Origin of the sequence: Coprococcus sp. AF19-8AC, from assembly GCF_003603115.1 — a bacterium.
Classification (GTDB): Bacteria; Bacillota; Clostridia; order Lachnospirales; family Lachnospiraceae; genus Coprococcus; species Coprococcus aceti.
In genome coordinates this window covers 1,053,021-1,074,100 of the sequence record NZ_QTMI01000001.1, presented here as the reverse complement: position 1 = coordinate 1,074,100, position 21,080 = coordinate 1,053,021, and the positions used below count along the sequence as shown (strand labels likewise).

Genomic DNA, 21,080 nt, shown 5'->3' with positions numbered 1-21,080 from the left:
AATAGGTCGAGGACTTATCCTTAGAGGTTTATAAGAGATAAGCTTTAGAAGATACCTCTTTCTGTGTGAAATTCTGAAGGTACAGAATAAAAAAGTACCGGGAAAATTTAACGCTGCAGCAGGTGTTAAATTTTTTCTGTATATAGGGGATTGGTCAAATGGTATGATAGGAGTCTCCAAAACTTTTGGTGGGAGTTCGATTCTCTCATCCCCTGCTTGATAGGCGTCAGAAACCTTGATTTTACAAGGCTTCTGGCGTTTTTTGTTTGTGAAAAAACAAAATCCGTAATAATTACGGAACGAAAATCAAGGAGCAATATACTTCATGTATGAACTTAAGAGACAGTTTTCTACTGTTGAATACAGAGAGAAAACACATGTGTATCAGACAGGAGGTATATGATATGATGTAGACAGGGTCCGCGGCATATGCCGTGGATTTTATTCTTTATGAGCAAATTTTTACGTATTATGTTAATATAGAAAAAGAATAGAGATGACTGAGGTTGAGGAACTATGAGAATAATACACTGTGCGGATATCCATCTTGATTCAGCCATGAGTGCACATCTTGGAAGAGAAAGAGCCAGAGGCAGAAGAAATGAGATACTTAACACATTCAGGAAAATATTCGGGTATGCTGCAGAGAATGACGTGCAGGCGGTAATAATAGCGGGGGATCTCTTTGATTCAGAGACAGTGTCTGCCACGACGATAAATGTTGTTCTGGGGGAGATAGCGAAGTATGCTGACATAGATGTGTTCTATCTGAGGGGAAATCATGACCCGGATGAAAGCTTATTTGCGGGGCGGAGACTCCCAGAGAATCTGTATTTATTCGGAGATGAGTGGACGCAGTATCAGCTTAAGGGATCACGTATAGTGATCGCGGGCACTGTGCTGAATGACGAAAACTGCAACAGCATATATGATGAACTCGAACTGTATGAGAACGATATAAATATTGTCACACTCCACGGACAGGAGCAGGAATATGGCAGGGCTCGCAACATGAATGATGTATGCCTGAAGAAACTCAGGGGAAGAGGCATAGATTATCTGGCACTGGGACATGTGCACGGAAGAAAGCTGGAAAGCCTTGATCACAGGGGATTCTACTGCTATCCGGGATGTCTGGAGGGCAGGGGCTTTGACGAGTGTGGTGAGCACGGCTTTATGGTGCTTGATGTGGATGAGAGGAGGCATACGGTTGAGACCGAATTTGTGTCATTTGCCTATAGAAGGCTGTTCGATGTGGAAGTGGACGTGACAGGGGCAGAGTCAAGCTCTGATGCGGCGGACATGATCGCAGACAGACTATATCAGGAACTGCCGGGGACCATGGAAGATGAGTCCAGGGACATGGTGAGGGTATCCCTCACAGGCGTGGTAAATGTTGAGAGCGAGATAAACACGGATTATCTGACTAAGCAGTTTCAGGATTCGTTCTACTATATGGAGATCTTGGATCACACGGATTTTCAGGTGGATTACACGAGGTATATGAATGATGCGTCCCTCAAGGGCGAATTCGTGAGGAAGGTCATGGGGCAGGATATGAGTGAAAATGACAAGGCATATGTGATCCAGACAGGACTCAGGGCTCTTGCGGGCGAGGAGATATTTTAAGTATGAGATTGATATCTTGTTATATAGATGGATTTGGCAAATTGAATAACATGGAAGTCCAGTTCGAGGATGGGATAAATACATTTGTCCAGGATAATGGCTGGGGTAAGTCGACTCTTGCTGCTTTTATCCGGGTCATGCTGTATGGCTTCGACGGTGAGACGAAGAGAAATGACATTGAGAATGAAAGAAAAAGATATCGCCCGTGGTCGGGGGCTGCCTATGGCGGAGAACTGGTATTTGAGAGCAGGGGCAGAAACTACAGGGTTCAGAGGACATTTGGCGCGAAGAAGAGCGATGACAAATGCGTGATATACGACGAGGCGACTCATGCTGTAACAGGAATGTTCACGGATAAGCTTGGGGAGGAGCTGTTTCATGTGGATTCTGCGTCATTTGTGAGAAGTATGTACATAGGGCAGGATGACTGCCGGACCTGGGCGACGGATGGGATAAGTGCTAAGCTTGGTAATATCGCTGACAGCACGGATGATATAAGCAATTATGAGAATGCCAGACAGATACTGAAGAATGTTATAAACAGGCAGTCGCCAACCAAGCGGACAGGGGAACTGTACAGGAGAAAATATGAGCTTGATGGGATGCGTGAGCAGGTCAGGGAGCTTGATGGAATAGACAGAAGTATAAATGAGCTGAATAAAAATATCCGTGAGATAGAAATGCAGAATCAGAACCGGATGAGGCGGCAGAGACAGAAAGCCGTTGTAAAGCATGAACCGTTGAAGCCGGAATCAGCGAAGCCAGAGGCAGATAATGCAGAAAAACTAGAAAGCATTGGAAGTAGCGTAAATAATAAAAAACGTGGCAGTAAATATATCATGACAGGATTTTGTGAGTTGATCGCAGCACTTTTATCTCTGGGAATGTGGAAATTTATGCTTGGAATAGAAGAACCTGACGATATGGCTATGATTATATTTGTTGTATGTGCAGGTATGTTTTGTGTACTCGGAATCTACTACATTATACGCGGGATAAATGAAAAGATCAGGCACAGGAAGAATAAGGTGGAAGAGCCGGGGGATGCCGCTGATGATACCAGATCGGACGGATCAGATGATATATATACAGCCGATGACGAATCCGATATGGATGAGGAGATGTCGGTCTATATGGCAGAAAACATGAGACTTGGCGAGTATGCCAGGGAACTGGCGGAGCTCAAGCTTCGAAGACAGGAGATAGCTGCTGTGAAGGCATCGTTGGCGGATAAGAAAAAGGCTTTGGAAGACGATCTGCACAGATACGAGCTCAACGTAAAGGCGTACGAGCTGCTGGGGGAGGCCAGGGATACATTTGCAGTGGGACATTCGGTGCCAGTCATGGAGGCATTTGACAGGTATTATGAGTGCGTTACAGGAGAGCATGCAGGAAATGTACAGGCGGCCCCGGATATGACAATCAGGTACAGAGAGCAGGGAATGTACAGGGATTCTCAGACCTTGAGCTCGGGACTGGCGGATATCCTCGGAGTGTGTGTAAGAGTTGCAATAGTGGACAGCATGTATCAGGATGAAAAGCCGATGCTCATAATGGATGATCCATTTGTCAATCTTGATGACAGAAATATGGTGGGGGCGAAGAAATTTGTGGAGAAGATATCGGAAAAATATCAGATATTGTATTTCACATGCAGCCAAAATCGTGTACTATAGATACATAATAAATACTCAGGAGGAAGTATGTTGAGGACAATAAGGAAGGGATTGTATAAGTCGAATAACGTAAGATTTCTTGCTCTGCTCATCGCTGTGGCATTTGTTCTGCTGACGGAGATGGCGTGTGTGGGGAACATGACGGCCAAAGCGGAGACTGCAGGGGATGTGGCTGCATCTGTATATGCGGATACGGAGGCTCCGGGGGTGGCGACGCCTACCAGCGTGGTGGAGAAAACAGCACTTAAGATGAACAGCAGTACGTATGTGTTTACGAACTCCACCGATGGCATGTTCAGACTCAGCTTTGCGGAGGGCGAGAGTTACTTCATTGGTTCAGGTGAGGACAGTGATACGCTTATCACATATGCACTGATAAGATATAACTCCAAGTTTTATCTTGTCGCAGCGGATGACAGCGATGCAAATGTGCAGTATAACGGAAGCTACACAGACACCAGCTTTGAGATGCTGAAGTCAGCGAATTATAATTCTTCAAGCAGATATGTCAACATGAGTGTTAAGAGCGGCAATACCATAGAGCTCAAAAAGTTTACATTTGCCAGGGACTATTCTGTAGCTCTGACAGGATATTACAATGGAGTGTATTATACCGAGGGCAGTCCGGCGACAGGACTGTTCACAAGATCCGGGTACTGTGATTACTTTGTGAGTGGCAAGGCTGTTGTGGGGGATGGCTGGTACAAATATGGCAGCAGTTCACCGGCAGGGGAGCTTGTTGACGCGGATATATCCGGAAGCATGTCTGGAAATGATGTGAAGTATATCCAGCTTTTTGATGGGCATGTTGTGAGCGCTTATCACGGCAATTATTTCTACAGCTATAATGGAACAGTCAGGATCACCGTCAAGAATAAGGCTGTCATGGTAAATAATATAAAAGTCCTGTTTGACAAGAATGGAAATGCGTACAAGGGACTCAGAACAGAAAATTCCAGAGTGTACTACTACGAAGCGGGTATTCCGGTCAAGAACGTGGTGAAGCAGTTTGGAGAAGACTATTATTACTTTGGAAGTGACGGCGCTGCGGTGAGATCGACCTGGATCACATCAGGAAACTGCGTGTATTATTTTGCGGTGGACGGCAAGGCAGTAAGGCGGATGCAGTCGGGAAGACTGTACCAGTATTCGTCGGGGAAATGGACCAGTACGGCAACCGGTGTATACGAGGTAAACAGAAGATATTATTACTTTGTGAACGGTGCGAAGAGCAACGTCACGAAGTGGTATGAGATCTCAAGGGATAAGAAGTATTACATAAGAAACGGAGAGGCAACCTATTTTGTACAGGTGGACGGCATAAGATACAGATGTCAGAAGGTGGCGAGCGAGGGCGGCTGGACGGCTGCGGTGAATGCGTGGATACCTTCATTTGGACATGTTGTGCTCCACACGGACAGCACGGGAATATCTGATGCGATATATTACAGATCGACACATACTGTATCGGGATATGCAGACACGTACAGAGTATTCTCGAATAACAGATGGATAGTAAAGAAGAATTCTGTGGTGAGACTGCAGGACAACTGCAGTTACTTTGGTAAAACAGGTAAGGCTGTCAGAACAAAGGGCTGGCAGACGATTAGTGATTACAGTGCGGCTTATGTAGGCGATGAGGGAACTGTAACTGAATATGTGTATTATGACGAGAGTACAGGATATTCCGAGTACAGAAGTGGCAAGCTACTCAACGACAAGTCTGAGGGTCTTAAGAACGCCAAGATCAACAACAAGAAGGTGTATTATTTCAGCGATGCAAATGGACGCTGCAGTAAACTCACGAAGATAGTAGTGGGTGATGTGGAGTATGAATTTGACAGTTGGGGAAGATGCTTCAAGACAGATTCGATAAGCTGGGATTTTGATGAATGGATGAAGAGGGTTGTCAATGAATATCTGGGCAAGACAGGAATCTACTGCAATGTATTTGTGGCAAATGCGCTTAGATACGCAGGCAGCAGCACTCCGGGAAGTGATATGTCAGTCAAGTACACAGACTTTGCAAATGGCGGATTCGTGATCAGTTCATCAAATATATGCTCAGACTGGGCACTCCGCAAGGTCATTGCCAAGGCGATTCTGGCGCAGAATGGAAGCTGGGGTGAGGTGACGGATTACGAGCTCACAGCGGACAGGGAGGACTTCTCATACGATGCGCTCCTGCCTGGTGATATAGTTGTCTACTATACGAATGGAGAGCCGACCCATGTCGGAATCTATTTTGGAAAGTTCTCTTCAGCGATTGCACTTAAGCAGTATCTGAGAAAGCTTGGAGTTCCGGCTTCGGCATGTGAGGCATATGTGCATGACTGGGGTTCTAACAGCGGAAATATGCCTGAATACTGGATCATTCAGGGTGGAATGGGCAGCAGCGATCAGGTCTATATAAGCAATTCTGCATATGATCTGTCGGGACAGTATGCCATGAAGATAATTCATGTGAGACATTAGAATGTAGAGAGATTGACATAAATGTACAGGGAACTGTGCATGAGACATGTATGAACAATAGATGTACAGGAGACTGTGCATGATAACAAAGAAAACACCATATATGAATACGGTGAGTGGATACCTTATATGGATCCTCTTTGCTGTAGTCGTATATGGTGTTTTTTGTATTTGTTGATATAGTTAAGCCTGCAGGTTTGACATGAGCGATCCCGCCATCAGTCCTCCTCGGACAGTTCCTCCCATTTTGTGTAGAGCTCGTTGAGTTCTGTGTCGGCTTCGTTCCTCTGCTTTGTGAGGTCGTTCAGCAGACCGACATTTGTGGCGTTCTCAGGAAGAAGAAACTGTTCATCGATCTCTGCGATCCTGTTCTCAAGTTCCTCGATGGATGCCTCAAGCTTTTTCAGGTCATTTGCCTTCTTGCGCTGCCTTGCCGCTTCAGCTTTGCTTTCCTGCCATGAGAGCTTGGCCTGTGAGACAGCGGGAGAGGTCTGGGCCGGTGCGTCAGAGACTCCGCTTATTGGAGTGAATGGACTTCCTGAATCTGTGGAATACGTTCGGTGGGTCTCGTAGTAATCGTAATTGCCTATATAGCTTGTGAGCTGTTTGTCCCTTAACTCGATGATCCTTGTGGCCGTCTGGTTGATGAAGTATCTGTCGTGAGATACATACAGGACAGTGCCGGTGTAGTTCCTTATGGCATTCTCCAGGATCTCTTTTGATGTGATATCCAAGTGGTTCGTCGGCTCATCCAGAATAAGAAAGTTGGCGGAAGAGAGCATCAGTTTGGCAAGGGACACACGTCCACGCTCGCCACCTGACAGATCCTGTATCCTCTTGAACACGTCCTCACCTGTGAAGAGGAATGCCGCAAGGACATTACGGATTCTGGTGTTGGACAGATCAGGGTAGGCGTCGCTTATCTCGTCGAATATGGTGTTGGACATCGTGAGTACCTGATGTTCCTGATCGTAGTAACCGATCTTGACGCGTGATCCAAGTATGATAGCTCCGGCATCTTTGGATACAAGCCTGTTGATCATCTTCAGTATGGTTGTCTTTCCGGTTCCATTTCCACCTATCAGGGCGACGTGTTCGCCACGTTTGATATCCATATCTATTCCTGAGAACAGATTATTGTCGCCAAATGATTTGGAGAGTCCTTCGATCGTAAGAACATCCTCGCCGCTTAAGACATTTGGCTCAAGAGTGATCCTCATCTCGGATGCAACCTCGGTTGGCTTGTCGAGACGTTCTATACGTGAGAGCATCTTCTCACGGCTCTCTGCACGTTTGATGGACTTCTCACGGTTGAACTGCTTGAGCTTCGTGATGACCTCCTCCTGATGCTTGATCTCCTGTTGCTGGTTGAGATATGCCTTCATCATGTTCTCACGGATCTCTGCACGCTTTTGTGCAAAGTAGGTGTAGTTGCCATTGTATACCTGGCTGTGGCCATTGTCGAGCTCGACTATCTTGGTCACGATCTTGTCGAGGAAATAACGGTCGTGGGAGACGATGATGACGCTTCCCTGGTAGGATGACAGGAAGCCCTCAAGCCATGAGATGGATTCCATGTCCAGATGGTTTGTCGGCTCATCGAGGATGATGATATCCGGCTTCACCATGAGGAGTCTGCCGAGTGCAAGTCTTGTCCTCTGGCCACCGGACAGAGAGTCCGTGTGGCGGTCATAATCCTCCTTGGAGAAACCTAGTCCTTTGAGAACTCCATTTGCCTCGCTCTCACAGCTATAGCCGTTCTTATATTCGAATTCGTGGGTGTAGCGGTTGTAGAGCTCCAAAGATTTCTCAAGCTCCTCACCGGACTGCTCAGCCATAGTGTGTTCAAGTTCGCGCATCCTGTCCTGAAGCTCAAGGATAGGCTTTAGTGCATCCATCATGACTCCGCGGACAGTGGTGTTGTAATTGCTCTCCTGATACTGGGACAGATAACCGATGGTCCTGTCCTTTGACACTATGACCTGACCGGAGTCAGCACTTTCCTCACCCATTATTATCTTGAGAAGAGTGGTCTTGCCGGCGCCGTTTATGCCGACTATAGCCATTTTCTCCTTTTCCTCAAGATGAAAAGAAATATTGTCCAATATAACATCTGTGCCAAATGCTTTGCAGATGTTCTGACAGTCTAAAATCATAATTTAACCTCTCATTTGTGTTCTAGCCTTTTAATTATATATACAAGCCTTTACTTTCGCAAGAAAATGGAGTGGATTTTATACTATAAGGGTGGAATTGCACTGTTTTTTATAAAATGTTCATATTATTTTAAGCAAAATACACAATTATTGTGATATACTAGATAAAGATATACGTGGATATAGGAAAGACGCCGCAGGGCGGATTGATATATAATTACAGAAAAGGAATGATGGAATGGATTATAGCATCTATGACTATAATAGTGACGAGAAGCTTCTTCAGGAACAGGAGATAGAGGAGATCAACAATGTGAAGATGAGTCTGCTCAACACTCTTGTCACGAAGCTGAACAATGCGGGAATATATTTTAACAGTACATCGAGAATCAAGTCAGAATCGTCACTTCTGCACAAGCTGGAGACTGGTAAATACTCCATGCAGGAAGGTGGAAGAAAGATTCAGGATATCATAGGTATACGAATCAACCTGTTCTATCTGGAGGACATGGATATATGTGAGAAGATACTTGAGGAGACGTTTCTTCTGGACAATTGGTCCAAGACGAAGAATGAGGAGAACAAATTTGAGGCACAGAAATGTAACGGTGTGTTCAGGATACCGAGCAAATATCTGCGAAACATACCTGCAAGTGTGTGGAACAAGCCATTTGACCAGACATTTGAGGTACAGCTCAGGACGGTGCTCTTCGAGGGTTGGCATGAGATAGAGCATGAGATGAGATATAAGTATAAGCTGGGTTCTGATTCCAAGGAGACCGATCTGTGGACTGGACATGAGGATCTGTCCAGAGTCATGAACAGTATCATAGCCAATCTGGAGCTGTGCGACTGGTCTATCATGCAGATTTTCAACAGTATTCACGACTCACAGTACAAGGAGAAGAACTGGGAGAATGCCATAAGAAGCAAATACAGGCTCAGGATCACGCAGGATCCGCTTAAGCCTGAGCTCAGGGAATATCTGGACAACAATCCGGACATCGTGGCGCAGTTCCACACTGTGAGCAAGCGCGAACTGGTTGAGATACTGCTCAACAAGAAGTATCACAAGGAGCTGACTCCTGACAGAGTTATTTATCTGATCAACAAGGAGATAGTCCACAACGAGTATATATCAAGGCTGCTTGACAAGGAGCAGTTCGTTCCAGCGGTCAGACCAGAGGTGAAGACTGAGATAAAGCCTATGGTTCCGAATGTTGTGTACAGCCACAGGGTAGGAATACCTGCGGCGGGTTATGACAAGGCGTGTGAGATCATATACAAATGGGTCAGAGAGCACATCAGTATGGTGTTCCCACAGATGCCCGAGGAACTCACGAGTGTGGATTATTCCACCATAGGATATAAGGTATATATAACATATGAGGCCGGTGAGTTTCATATGGATTTCCAGCACATAAGCAATTCAGAGGCTGGTGCTATATGGCATGTGACAGTGGATATGGTGAGTGCCGGGGATATATATGATGTGAATGTGGAGAACATATGTGAGACCATCAACGTCAAGGAGAGAAGATACAGCAGGCCAAAGTTCATGAAGGATATGTTCAATCAGGTTGGCTTTGTAGACGCCGGGATAGTCATGGAGGAGGGATCAAGCCCTGAGGAGATCAGCTATGACAAGCTGAATGCGATTGTTGAGAGCCCTGACAGATATATGCCGATCATAGTCATAGTGAAGCCGGATGAGATACCGGACTGGGCGATAGACTGTGATGGATATATACTCAGAACGGATATGCTGAAGAAGACCCTCAACGGTTTGTGTCATGTATATCTGTGCAGTGGAGACTGCAAGAAGCGCTACGAGAAGGAGTACGGTAAGGAATCCGTGGATGGTGGAGTTATGATGTGGGAGAAGAACAGTAACTACCCGATATTCTACTCCATGGATATCATCAACCAGAGCTTCTTCGAGGAGGTAAACCACAGCATCAATGAGAATGTGGAGTACGAGAAATCCTTCAGATATTCGCTGAGAGAACAGGTTCACGATGAATATCTGAAATAACACAGAGGTAGGCAGACCATGAAGAAATGGTACAGGATAGCAGCCGTAGTGGTTGTCATGGTGGCTGTGATTGCTATGGTCATCATATCAGGCGTGAGACGGTCAGGTGAAAGTGAATATACAAGGAACACGATCACCATGGGAACGGCTGCGTCATTTACAGTGTATGGAAGCCATGGCAGTGAGAATATAGACGGGATGCTGAAGCTCATAGACAGCCTGGACAAGGATGTGCTGTCATGGCGCTCAGCGGACTCTGAGATATACAGGGTGAACACCACATATAAGCCTGATGAGGATATCACGGTGAGCAGTGAGTTTGCGGGTGTGCTGAAGCAGACGCTTGACATATCGAGGGCTCATGACGATCTGCTGGATATCACCATACGGCCTTTGGCGGATGTGTGGGGGATAGAAGATGGCAGGACAGAGATTCCATCACAGGCGGATATAGACAGTGCACTGAGGCTGGTGGATGTGTCAAAGGTAAGTGTGGATGGCGATACGTTAAGGATATCAGAGCCTGGTATGATGCTTGATCTGGGAGCAGTCGGCAAGGGATATGGCTGCGACATGGCAGCAGAGTATCTCAAGGGTACTGATGCGGCCGGTGCATGTGTGGCCCTGGGCGGAAGTATAGTTGTGTACGGAAGCAAGCCTGATGGTACAGCCTGGAAGGTCGGTGTCAAGAATCCGAGAGCCGGAGAGGAAACGACCATGGGTGTCATAAGCTTTGGCGATGGGGAGACGGCATTTGTATCCACATCGGGAGATTATGAAAAGTATTTTGAGCAGGATGGCAGGAGATACCACCACATACTTGATCCCCGGACAGGATATCCGGCATGGAATGGCACTATAGCGGCCACGGTAGTGTGTGATAACGGACTGACCAGTGACGCCTTGTCCACACTGTGTATGCTGATGGATAAGGATAAGGCTATGAAGACCATTCAGGAGTATGGTGCGGAGGCCGTCATCATAGATGAGGATAAGAATGTGTATGTCAGTGAAGGCCTGAAGGACCGATTCACCATAACGGCAGAAGACTATAAATTGGCAGAGTGATGTGAAGATATGGCAGGATGGTTTAGAAAAAAAGATCTGATATTGTGTGTAGTCCTTTTAGTAGCGGGAATTATATGCTGGCTTGTCATGCGGCTTGTGCTTCCGACGGGCAATACCGCGGATGTGTATATAGATGACAAACTGGTGCAGACCATAGACATGACAGTCGACGATACCTATGAGTTCAACACGGACAGGGGCAGCAACACTGTTGTGGTTGAATCTGGGAAGATCAGTGTCGGTGATGCGGACTGCCCGGATAAGGTGTGCGTGAATATGGGCTGGAAGAGCAGGAGAGGAGAGACTATAACCTGTCTTCCGCACAAGCTTGTCATAGAGATACAAGGTGGCAGGGAAAGAGATATAGATGTGCAGTAGGGATAAAAATGATCAGAAAAGTTCAGAGACGGCGGTGGATAGAATGCATGGCTGGAGTACAAAAAGGATCACATACACAGGTATGTTCGTGGCCATAGCCATGGTATTTTCCTATCTTGAATCCATGATCCCGGTGAATATAGCTGTTCCGGGAATCAAGCTGGGACTTGCAAATATGGTCACCATAGTTGTCATGTACAGGCTGAGGATATCAGATGCGTGGATAGTGTCACTGGTGAGAGTGGCGCTGTCATCGCTGTTGTTTGGCAATATGACGGTTATGGTATACAGCATGGCGGGAGCGGTGTTGTCACTTCTGGTCATGACGCTTTGCAGGAAAAAGGATCTGTTTGGTCTCCTTGGAACGAGCATACTAGGCGGAGTGAGCCACAACGCAGGGCAAATAGCAATGGCAGCACTTCTCATGAAGAGTGGCAATATCATGTTGTATATGCCGGTGCTGTGCATATCGGGAACTATAGCCGGTGTGTGCATAGGCCTGGCGGGGGCTGTGCTTGTCAGAAAGCTTCCGTCCATAGAATATTAGAATGATATCCGAATGAATTTATAAATGATCACATGTAAGATACAGAAAAGACATAAGTGTCTATATCTTATATGTGATCGTTTTTTATGCGGATAAGCAGAAGAATTTCCATATTTTAAAATGATAATATATCCCCATTTAGGTTGTTTTTGAGGGCTTAAAGCGTTATTATATAGGGAGATTTTTTTAATAAAAATATATAAGGAAAAGAGGTAGAACATGGGTTTGTTAACATTTCTGGGCGGAATTCATCCATATGAAGGCAAAGAATTGTCAATGGAAAAGCCTGTCAGAGAATACCTTCCAAAAGGTGACTGCGTGTACCCGCTGAGTCAGCATATAGGGGCACCGGCCACACCTATAGTGAAGAAGGGCGACAGAGTCCTGGTTGGTCAGAAGATTGCGGAGACCAGTGGCTTCGTGTCAGCAAATATACATTCATCCATATCGGGAAAGGTCAAGGCAATCGAGCCGAGATATGTGCCTGGTGGATCAAAGGTTGAATCAATAGTTGTAGAGAATGATGGCCTGTTTGAGGAGATCGACTTTGCAGCAAATGTAAAAGATCTGTCCACTCTGTATAGAGAGGATGTGAAGGAGATCATCAAGGAGGCCGGAATAGTAGGAATGGGCGGCGCCGGTTTCCCTGCAAATGTCAAGCTGTCCCCGAAGAACGAGGATGCGATCGACTACATAATAGTAAATGGTGCAGAGTGTGAGCCATATCTTACTTCGGATTACAGAAGGATGATGGAGGAACCGGACAAGCTGATACTGGGACTTGAGATATGTATCAATCTGTTTGATCATGCAAAGGGAATCATAGCCATAGAGGATAATAAGCCAGAGGCAATAGAACTTCTCAGGGATAAGGTAAAGGACAATGACAAGATCGAAGTCCATGTGATGAAGACCAAGTACCCTCAGGGTGCCGAGCGTCAGCTCATATATGCTAACACTGGAAGATATGTCAACTCCAAGATGCTTCCAGCGGATGCTGGATGTATAGTTCACAATGTTGATACCATCGTGTCCATATATGAGGCAGTTATAGAGGGAAGACCACTCTACACAAGGATAGTCACCATAACAGGTGATGCCATAGAGAATCCATGCAATCTTATGGTGAGGATAGGAACAAACTGTCAGGAGCTTATAGAGGCTGCGGGTGGATTTAAGGATGGTGTGGTTCCTGAGAAGGTGATCTCAGGCGGTCCTATGATGGGAAAGGCACTTTTCTCATTGGATGTTCCTGCAACCAAGGGAGTGTCGGCACTGCTGTGTATGACACATGACGAGGTGGCAGACCTTGAACCGAGCAACTGTATCAGATGCGGACGCTGTGTTGATGTGTGTCCGGGACGTATTGTTCCTTCGATGCTTGCTTCACTGGCTGAGCATGGGGATACAGAGGGATTCCTGGCTCACAACGGAATGGAGTGTTGTGAGTGTGGATGCTGTTCGTATGTGTGTCCGGCGAAGAGACATCTGACACAGACCATTGCGGGAACAAGAAAATCCATCATTGCGAATAAAAAGAAGTAGGAGGTGTACACATTGGATAATACATTTAAGATTTCGTCATCTCCACATGTCAGAGATAAACGAAGTACACAGAGCATTATGCTGGATGTGATCATTGCTTTGCTTCCGGCAACCGTATTTGGAATCATCAACTTCGAGCTGAACGCTATGATACTTATACTCACATGCGTGGTCTCATGCGTGCTGTTTGAGTGGCTGTACCAGAAGATGATGAACAGAAAAGTAACCATAAGCGATCTCAGTGCAGTTGTAACAGGACTTCTTCTTGCACTGAACCTCTCACCGGATGTACCGGTGTGGATGGCGATACTCGGAAGTGCATTTGCCATTATAATAGTTAAACAGCTCTTTGGAGGACTGGGATTCAACTTCATGAATCCGGCGCTGGGCGCAAGATGTTTCCTTCTCATATCATTTGCAGGAAGAATGACATCATTCTCGTATGATGGTGTGACAACTGCTACACCTCTTGCAGTGCTCAAGAACACAGGGGATCTGGCAAATGTCAATGTACTCAATATGTTTCTTGGAAATATACCGGGAACCATAGGTGAGACATCAGTTGTATGTTTACTTGTTGGTGCGGCTTATCTTCTGATCAGAAGAGTTATAAAGCCGGTTATTCCATTTACATATATAGGAACATTTGCGGTGCTCATTATGATATATGCGGTTGCATCGGGTAGAGGTTTTGATCTTACATTCCTCGCAGCACACCTGTGCGGTGGTGGTCTGATGCTTGGAGCATTCTTTATGGCAACTGACTATGTTACATCACCTATCACACCTGCGGGTAAGGCCTTGTTCGGTGTGATACTTGGTATACTCACATTCTGTTTCAGAATATACGGAGGATCAGCAGAGGGCGTATCATATGCGATCATATTCTCCAACCTGCTTGTGCCACTCATTGAGAGATGGACACAGCCGAAGAGCTTCGGAGAGGGCGCAGAGCTTGCAGCCCAGGGTGACACAGCCGGAACAAAGTCCAAGATGGATACAAAGTCGATTGTTATAGCAACTATAGCAATCATGATAATCACAGTCATAGCAGGATTTGCACTGGCTTATGTATATAAGATCACAAAGGATCCTATAGCAGTTACAGAGCAGAAAGCAAAGGAAGAGGCATATAAGGCGGTATTCGATGATGCGGATTCGTTTGACAGCTATGCTGACTTTGATGCCGATGCGGCTGCAAAGATCCTGTCAGATGCCGGATATAACGCAGATATAGATGAGATCGTGGAAGCAAAGGGCAGCGATGGTTCAGCACTTGGATATGTTGTGACTGTCACATCACATGAGGCGTATAGTGGAGACCTTCAGCTTGCCATGGGAGTCAGAGCGGATGGAACGACAAATGGAATTTCATTCCTGTCACTCTCAGAGACTGCAGGACTTGGTATGGAGGCTGACACAGACAGCTTCAAGTCACAGTTTGCAGGAAAGAAGGTCGACAAGTTCCAGTACACCAAGTCAGGTGCCACAGTGGACGAGGAGATAGATGCCCTGTCAGGAGCTACCATCACAACAAATGCGGTTACCAATGCGGTGAATGCGGGACTTGAGTATGTGAAGTCCATAAATGGCGGTGCTGCTGATTCATCTGCAGCGTCGAACGGAGGTGACAAGTAATGGGAAAATGTACAGAGCGTTTATATAATGGTATTGTGAAAGAGAACCCGACCTTCGTACAGATGCTTGGAATGTGTCCGACACTTGCGGTTACATCATCAGCCATCAATGGCGCAGGAATGGGACTTACGACCACATGTATCCTGGTGCTCAGCAACTTCATGATCTCAGCACTCAGAAAGGTTATACCTGATAAGGTCAGAATACCATCATTTATAGTTATCATAGCTTCGTTTGTTACTATCATACAGTTTCTGCTGCAGGCGTACCTGCCATCACTCAACAGCAGCCTTGGACTGTATATACCACTTATAGTTGTAAACTGTATCATCCTTGGTCGTGCCGAGGCATATGCTTCCAAGAACAAGGTACTTCCATCTATATTTGATGGACTTGGAATGGGCCTTGGATTTACAGTTGGCCTTACACTTATAGGAATGTTCAGAGAGCTTGTCGGAAAGGGCTGTGTATTTGGATTCCAGATACTTGGAGATGGCAACTTACTTCAGAACTCATCGGGAATTATAAAGGGTATAGGCAATGCACTCAGCCTGTACACACCTATAACAATATTCGTACTTGCACCTGGTGCATTCTTCGTGCTTGCATTCATCATAGCATTTATCAACAAGAGAAATGCAAAGAAGGCAGCTGAGGCACTGGCAAATGGAGAGGAGATCCCGGCAGCATGCAGACCGGACTCATGTGCAGGCTGTATCAATGCAGCATGTTGTGGCAAGCTGGTTTCAGAGACTCCGGCTCCTGTAAAGGCAGCAGAGGCTCCGGCGAAACCTTCAGCGGATGCAAAACAGGTTAAGAAGCAGGAAGAGACACCTTCAGCGGCAGATAAGGATGCAGCAAAGAATACAGCGCCAGAGGCTGACAAGCCAGATGAGGCGAAGAAGGATGAGCCAAGACTCAGCCCATATGCACCGACCAGAGAGTCAGTCCTCGCCGACATAAAGCTTGTTCCGAATGCGACAGGAAAGATGCTTAAGGAGCATGCTGAGGAAGTTCAGCAGGAAAAGACGCCAGATGAGGAGCAGCAGACTGTTACAGAGACTCAGTCAGACAGTCAGGACAATCTCCAGAATGAGAAGTCAACAGAGCAGCCAACAGCAGATCAGGAAGTAGCAGACAAAGTGGCAGCAGAGCAGCCATCAACGGATCAGCCGACGGAGGCAGAGCAGCCAGAACACTCTGCAGAGAACGAGCCAGCAGATTCCGACATAAAGCTCAAGGAGACAATGGCTCATATAAAGAAGAAAAAAGGAAAGGGAGGTAAGAGATAATGAATATTTTATTGTTAGCCATCGGAGCGGCACTTGTAAATAATGTTATCCTCAGCCAGTTCCTCGGACTGTGTCCTTTCCTTGGAGTGTCCAAGAGTGTCAACACAGCAACCGGAATGGGAGCAGCGGTTGTGTTCGTCATGACCATAGCTTCATTTGTCACCAGCGTTGTGTATTACGGCATACTGAGAAGATTCGGACTTGAGTACCTCAACACCATAGTGTTCATCCTTGTGATCGCAGCACTTGTACAGTTTGTTGAGATGTTCCTCAAGAAGAAGGTCAAGTCATTGTATGAATCACTTGGAGTTTACCTTCCACTGATCACGACCAACTGTGCCGTGCTTGGTATCGCTCTCTCAAATGTACAGAGCGGTTACGGTATACTTGAGAGTACCATCAACGGATGTGGCTCTGCAGTCGGATTTACTATAGCCATAGTGATACTTGCAGGAATCAGAGAGAGACTTGAGCACAGCCCTATACCTGAGGCGTTCAAGGGAACCCCTATAGTTCTCATCACATCAGGTCTTATGGCAATCGCGTTCTTCGGTTTCTCAGGATTGATATAAGGAGGGTGCGGATATGACAGGAATATTGATAGCTGTGGCAGTCGTCGCAGGCGTAGGTATTGTGATAGGTATCCTTCTGGGTGTCGCAGGAGAGAAATTTAAGGTAGAAGTAGATGAGAAAGAAATAGCAGTAAGAGAGCTCCTTCCGGGAAATAACTGCGGTGGATGTGGTTATCCGGGATGTGACGGACTGGCAGCGGCCATCGCCAAAGGTGAGATGCCGCCATCAGCGTGTCCTGTTGGAGGCGAGGCAGTGGCAGCGAAGATCAGTGAGGTCATGGGCGTGGAAAACGCTGAAAATACAAGGTATGTGGCATTTGTCAAGTGTGCAGGAGACTGCGAGAAGGCGAAGGATGTATACGAGTATGTTGGACCAAGGGACTGTAAGCTGGCACAGAACAATCCAAACAGCGGTCCTAAGGCATGTACATATGGATGTACAGGTTATGGCTCATGTAAGGCAGTATGTGAGTTCGGGGCTATTGACATTATAGATGGAATTGCGGTAATTAATAAGGAGAAGTGTAAGGCATGCGGCAAATGTGTCACAGAGTGCCCGAGACACTTGATAGAGCTGGTTCCATATGATGCAGAGAGACTTGTCAGATGTAATTCCCATGACAAGGGTCTTCAGGTCAAGGCAGCCTGTAGCGCAGGATGTATCGGATGTACACTGTGTGCAAGGAACTGTGAGGCTGGAGCCATCACGATAGACAGAAACCTTGCTCACATAGATCCGGAGAAGTGTACAAATTGTGGTGCATGTAAGGCCAAGTGCCCAGTAAAGATAATATCGTAAGAAGGTCCCTCCGAAGGTGGGAGATTTCTTGCGATGACGCGGACGCCGCGCGGAGCGCCTCTAATGCGTCTGCACTATAATATCGTAAGGAGAAAATTATATGAGATGCCCATTTTGCTCAGCAGATGATACAAAGGTTATCGATTCCAGACCAGCGGAGGATGGAAGTGCGATCAGAAGAAGAAGACAGTGTGACGCCTGTGGTAAGAGATTTACCACATATGAGAAGGTGGAGACCATACCTCTCATAGTCATCAAGAAGGACAAGAACAGAGAGACTTATGACCGTTCCAAGATAGAGTCAGGTGTCATAAAGTCATGCCATAAGCGTCCGGTTTCAGCGGAAGCAGTCACAAAGTGCATAGATGACATAGAGAACACCATCTTCAACATGGAAGTGAGAGAGATAGAGAGCACGACCATAGGTGAGATAGTCATGGATAAGATCAAGGATCTTGATCAGGTAGCCTATGTAAGATTTGCATCAGTGTACAGAGAGTTCAAGGATGTGAATACATTTATGGATGAGCTGGGCAAGCTGCTCACTAGCAATTCGGAGAAGCGATGATAGAGACATACAACACGATATTACAGGAGGGGCAGGACGAGATAGTCGAGAAGAAATCACGATTCATCGGCTATGCAGTCCCTGTGTCCTCGGAGGAAGAGGCATATGCCTTTGTCGAGAAGATCAGGAAGCAGCACTATGATGCAAGGCACAACTGCTATGCATTTGCCATAGGCAGCGAGAATACATTGCTAAGATTCTCTGATGACGGAGAACCGCAGGGAACGGCTGGAAAACCCATCTTGGAGGTTATCATGGGGAATGCGGTGGTTAATATATGTATAGTGGTCACAAGGTATTTTGGTGGAACACTGCTCGGAACAGGTGGTCTTGTGAGAGCATACACCGAGGCAGCCAAGCTTGCACTGTCTGATGCGGGTATACATAAGATGCAGCTTATGAAGCTGGTGAAGATAACCACGAACTACAACGATTCGGGTAAGGTACAATATCTTCTCAGCAACAGTGATGCACTGATAGACAGTACGGATTACACTGCAGATGTGTGCTTCAATGTGGCGGTGCCGGCTGACAGCTATGGATGTCTGGTAAAGCAGATCACAGAGTCTACATCTGCGAGAGCATTGATAGAAGACTCAGGAGAAGAGTACAGATGATGATGAATGGCAGAGCTATAGTAAATATCTTATAGCGCCTGAATATCACTCTGAATATGAGTGCAGCAGCAAGGCTGATGACTGACACTGCGGCGATATGCAGCAGGACATTGAGACAGCCATTGGTGCCGGAATATATGATCAAGGATATAAAGCTGATAATGGCAGCGGGAATAATTCCCGCTGCTATATTTTTTACACAGAATCCGGCTTTTTTTCTGGAGGAGAGGATAGAGTAAGCCCCACAGTCCAGATCCCGGAGATAGTTCTGAAGTCCCAGGAGAGAACATACGAACAAAGTTATGTAAACCAATATTTCCACAGGAAAATTGTTTGGCGCAATATCTGTTGATGCCGTGTATTTTCCGGTGAGTCCGCTCTCGATGGTGAAAATGTCCTCATTTTCGATATATCCCTTAAATCTATCACTGATGTATTCTGACACCTGGGTCTCGTCGTATGGGACATTTGCCAGATAACGATCCTGGAGCATACATACAGACATGTCTGCCGCATATGCATACAGGAGGGCGGCATACACGGATTCTTCGGACACAGACTGGAATGAGCTTCCATCGGTTGTATACACGGTTATGTGGCGCTTCCCGTCAGAGTGGATCATTGATTCACTGAAACCATCAGGAACCATGTACGCGGAGTCGATCCTGCCGGATGCTACATCATCCTTCATGTCTTTCAGGGATTCATAGTGCCTGAAGGTAAATCCCGTGGATGTCGATGTGAGATACGACAGGAAAGCATCCGTGTGTTCGTCAGAACTTTCAATATACACGCCGGACACGATCTCGGTGCTTTGCTTTCTGGCTGGCAGAAGGCTCACAGCGATCAGCACAGCGGGGATGACCAGCAGAACGACGATCATGGCGGGACGGCACAGTATTCTCTTTATAAGTAAGTTTATCTGTCTTATATGGTTCATAGATGTATCTCCGTAAATTTATGATAAATATATGCACAGTGTCTGCACAAGCTTATTGAGCAGCGATCCATGGCATATATCCTTTGCAAAGTTTGGAAGCATGGCTTCCGGTATGAATAAGCCGCTCACATAGGCCAGTATGACAGTGACCACAGTGAGAAGCAGTGTGCAGCCGTGTATCCCTGCGGGAACCAGACTTATTAGCAGCGTATATACCGCGACACATGTAGCTATGACGATTCCGAACAGTATCCCGTTCATGTGGATATTTACATGCAATTCATCGATAAACAGTGATGCCAGGGCGAGAGCCATGTATACAGTTATATAAAGGATATACAGCCATATGAACATGGATATGAAATTGCTGACATTGCGTCTGACTTTGCCAATTCCCTGTGACCTGAGCTTTGTTATGTAAGAGGCTGGGAGGTCGAGCAGGAATGGGAAGAAAACAACGCTGCACAGCATCATCATGAGAAGGACCGCCGCACTTATGTAGAAGTCGGTGGTATTTGCTGCTCTGGTTGCATTTATCTTGTCGACGGTGAAGTTGGCAGTCCTGTCAAGAACATTCGTCATGAACATGGCATTTACATCGTTGCTGAGCGTGTCCTGAATATCCTCGGGAAGCTCCATGTTCCTTCCTATCGCCTGAACCGAATATATGGCCGCCTGGGATATGCCGAGCATGGAGGAGGTGGAGCGGAAGAGGTCATTCAGCACAAATGTATCGATGGACTGGTTGTCAGAATAGTATACCTCGACAGGTGTGTTCGTTCCGTCCATGATGTCGCTTATGATATTGTCAGGGACGTAGATCACAGCGAACAGGTCTCCGTCAGAGAGCCTTGAAAGGGCTGTATCCTTGTCTGAAAATTCTGTGAATACACATGATGAGCGATAGCTGTCCATATCAGATATCGTGTTGTATGCCATCTGTGCGAATTTTGAATCTGCACTCATCACGATTCCGATTGAAAGTGGTTCGGAGCGGTCATCAGAGTAGATAAAAGAGTTCGCGTTTAACGCAAGACACAGGAAAACCGTCATCATGACAAATGCTGCGACTACCATGTATATTCCATAATGAGCTATTCTTTTCAAATCAGTTCGTATAAGTCGGTAAAACATAAAACTCCTTT

General features: G+C 46.3%; 16 protein-coding genes, 1 tRNA gene and 2 pseudogenes. 16 read left to right on the top strand and 3 right to left on the bottom strand.

Annotated features, from left to right (window positions below; all coding sequences use genetic code 11):
- Window positions 1-144 precede the first annotated feature (144 nt).
- The 4 genes from DWX57_RS04870 (at window position 145) to DWX57_RS04855 (ending at window position 5,780) form a co-directional block, all read left to right on the top strand.
- A tRNA-Trp gene (locus tag DWX57_RS04870) sits at window positions 145-215 on the top strand.
- Between the two features lie 301 nt (window positions 216-516).
- Entirely contained in the window at window positions 517-1,629 is a 1,113-nt protein-coding gene (locus DWX57_RS04865; protein WP_118757853.1) for a metallophosphoesterase family protein, read from the top strand.
- Window positions 1,630-1,631: 2 nt separating this feature from the next.
- Complete coding sequence (locus DWX57_RS04860; protein ID WP_120123129.1) at window positions 1,632-3,305, top strand: ATP-binding protein; 1,674 nt, start codon at window positions 1,632-1,634, stop codon at window positions 3,303-3,305.
- Between the two features lie 27 nt (window positions 3,306-3,332).
- The gene (locus DWX57_RS04855; protein WP_120123128.1) at window positions 3,333-5,780 is read left to right on the top strand and encodes a hypothetical protein; all 2,448 of its coding nucleotides are present in this window, start codon (window positions 3,333-3,335) and stop codon (window positions 5,778-5,780) included.
- Between the two features lie 218 nt (window positions 5,781-5,998).
- On the opposite strand, the gene DWX57_RS04850 is transcribed toward DWX57_RS04855, so the two are convergent.
- Window positions 5,999-7,936, bottom strand: a complete 1,938-nt coding sequence (locus tag DWX57_RS04850; protein ID WP_120123127.1) for an ABC-F family ATP-binding cassette domain-containing protein — start codon at window positions 7,934-7,936, stop codon at window positions 5,999-6,001.
- Between the two features lie 238 nt (window positions 7,937-8,174).
- Between DWX57_RS04850 and DWX57_RS04845 the strand changes: the two genes are divergently transcribed.
- From DWX57_RS04845 to DWX57_RS04795, 12 genes and pseudogenes are all read left to right on the top strand, one after another.
- On the top strand, window positions 8,175-9,971 hold the full coding sequence (locus DWX57_RS04845) for a hypothetical protein (protein ID WP_120123126.1): 1,797 nt from the start codon (window positions 8,175-8,177) through the stop codon (window positions 9,969-9,971).
- An 18-nt stretch (window positions 9,972-9,989) separates the two neighbouring features.
- Window positions 9,990-11,039 carry an FAD:protein FMN transferase gene (locus DWX57_RS04840; protein WP_120123125.1) on the top strand — a complete coding sequence of 350 codons (1,050 nt, stop codon included), beginning with the start codon at window positions 9,990-9,992 and terminating at the stop codon, window positions 11,037-11,039.
- Window positions 11,040-11,048: 9 nt separating this feature from the next.
- Window positions 11,049-11,417, top strand: coding sequence for a NusG domain II-containing protein (locus DWX57_RS04835; RefSeq protein WP_055224216.1), 369 nt, complete (start codon window positions 11,049-11,051; stop codon window positions 11,415-11,417).
- Window positions 11,407-11,964 (top strand): Gx transporter family protein, encoded by a 558-nt coding sequence (locus DWX57_RS04830; RefSeq protein ID WP_120123124.1) that lies wholly within the window; start codon window positions 11,407-11,409, stop codon window positions 11,962-11,964. The genes DWX57_RS04835 and DWX57_RS04830 overlap by 11 nt, the downstream gene beginning before the upstream one ends.
- 219 nt (window positions 11,965-12,183) lie before the next feature.
- Window positions 12,184-13,509 carry an electron transport complex subunit RsxC gene (rsxC, locus tag DWX57_RS04825; protein ID WP_015533097.1) on the top strand — a complete coding sequence of 442 codons (1,326 nt, stop codon included), beginning with the start codon at window positions 12,184-12,186 and terminating at the stop codon, window positions 13,507-13,509.
- Between the two features lie 12 nt (window positions 13,510-13,521).
- Window positions 13,522-14,454 (top strand): annotated as a pseudogene (locus DWX57_RS14695) (RnfABCDGE type electron transport complex subunit D); the annotation flags it as partial.
- Between the two features lie 48 nt (window positions 14,455-14,502).
- A complete protein-coding gene (locus tag DWX57_RS14690) occupies window positions 14,503-15,147 on the top strand; it encodes an RnfABCDGE type electron transport complex subunit G (RefSeq protein ID WP_308936786.1) in 645 nt (214 codons plus the stop codon).
- Window positions 15,147-15,788 (top strand): annotated as a pseudogene (gene rsxE, locus DWX57_RS14685) (electron transport complex subunit RsxE); the annotation flags it as partial. The gene DWX57_RS14690 and the pseudogene rsxE, both read left to right, overlap by 1 nt.
- A gap of 650 nt (window positions 15,789-16,438) precedes the next feature.
- Window positions 16,439-17,011 (top strand): electron transport complex protein RnfA, encoded by a 573-nt coding sequence (locus DWX57_RS04810; protein ID WP_015533099.1) that lies wholly within the window; start codon window positions 16,439-16,441, stop codon window positions 17,009-17,011.
- Between the two features lie 13 nt (window positions 17,012-17,024).
- Window positions 17,025-17,810: an RnfABCDGE type electron transport complex subunit B gene (locus DWX57_RS04805; RefSeq protein WP_015533100.1), complete on the top strand. Its 786-nt coding sequence runs from the start codon at window positions 17,025-17,027 to the stop codon at window positions 17,808-17,810.
- A 100-nt stretch (window positions 17,811-17,910) separates the two neighbouring features.
- Window positions 17,911-18,378 carry a transcriptional regulator NrdR gene (nrdR, locus tag DWX57_RS04800; protein WP_015533101.1) on the top strand — a complete coding sequence of 156 codons (468 nt, stop codon included), beginning with the start codon at window positions 17,911-17,913 and terminating at the stop codon, window positions 18,376-18,378.
- Window positions 18,375-18,995 carry a YigZ family protein gene (locus DWX57_RS04795; protein ID WP_120123122.1) on the top strand — a complete coding sequence of 207 codons (621 nt, stop codon included), beginning with the start codon at window positions 18,375-18,377 and terminating at the stop codon, window positions 18,993-18,995. The genes nrdR and DWX57_RS04795 overlap by 4 nt, the downstream gene beginning before the upstream one ends.
- Here the strand turns inward: DWX57_RS04795 and DWX57_RS04790 are convergent.
- Both DWX57_RS04790 and DWX57_RS04785 read right to left on the bottom strand, forming a co-directional pair.
- Complete coding sequence (locus DWX57_RS04790; protein ID WP_118018384.1) at window positions 18,946-19,935, bottom strand: ABC transporter permease; 990 nt, start codon at window positions 19,933-19,935, stop codon at window positions 18,946-18,948. The two genes, DWX57_RS04795 and DWX57_RS04790, sit on opposite strands and share 50 nt — an antisense overlap.
- Window positions 19,936-19,953: 18 nt before the next feature.
- Window positions 19,954-21,069: an ABC transporter permease gene (locus DWX57_RS04785; protein ID WP_120123121.1), complete on the bottom strand. Its 1,116-nt coding sequence runs from the start codon at window positions 21,067-21,069 to the stop codon at window positions 19,954-19,956.
- Window positions 21,070-21,080 lie beyond the last annotated feature (11 nt).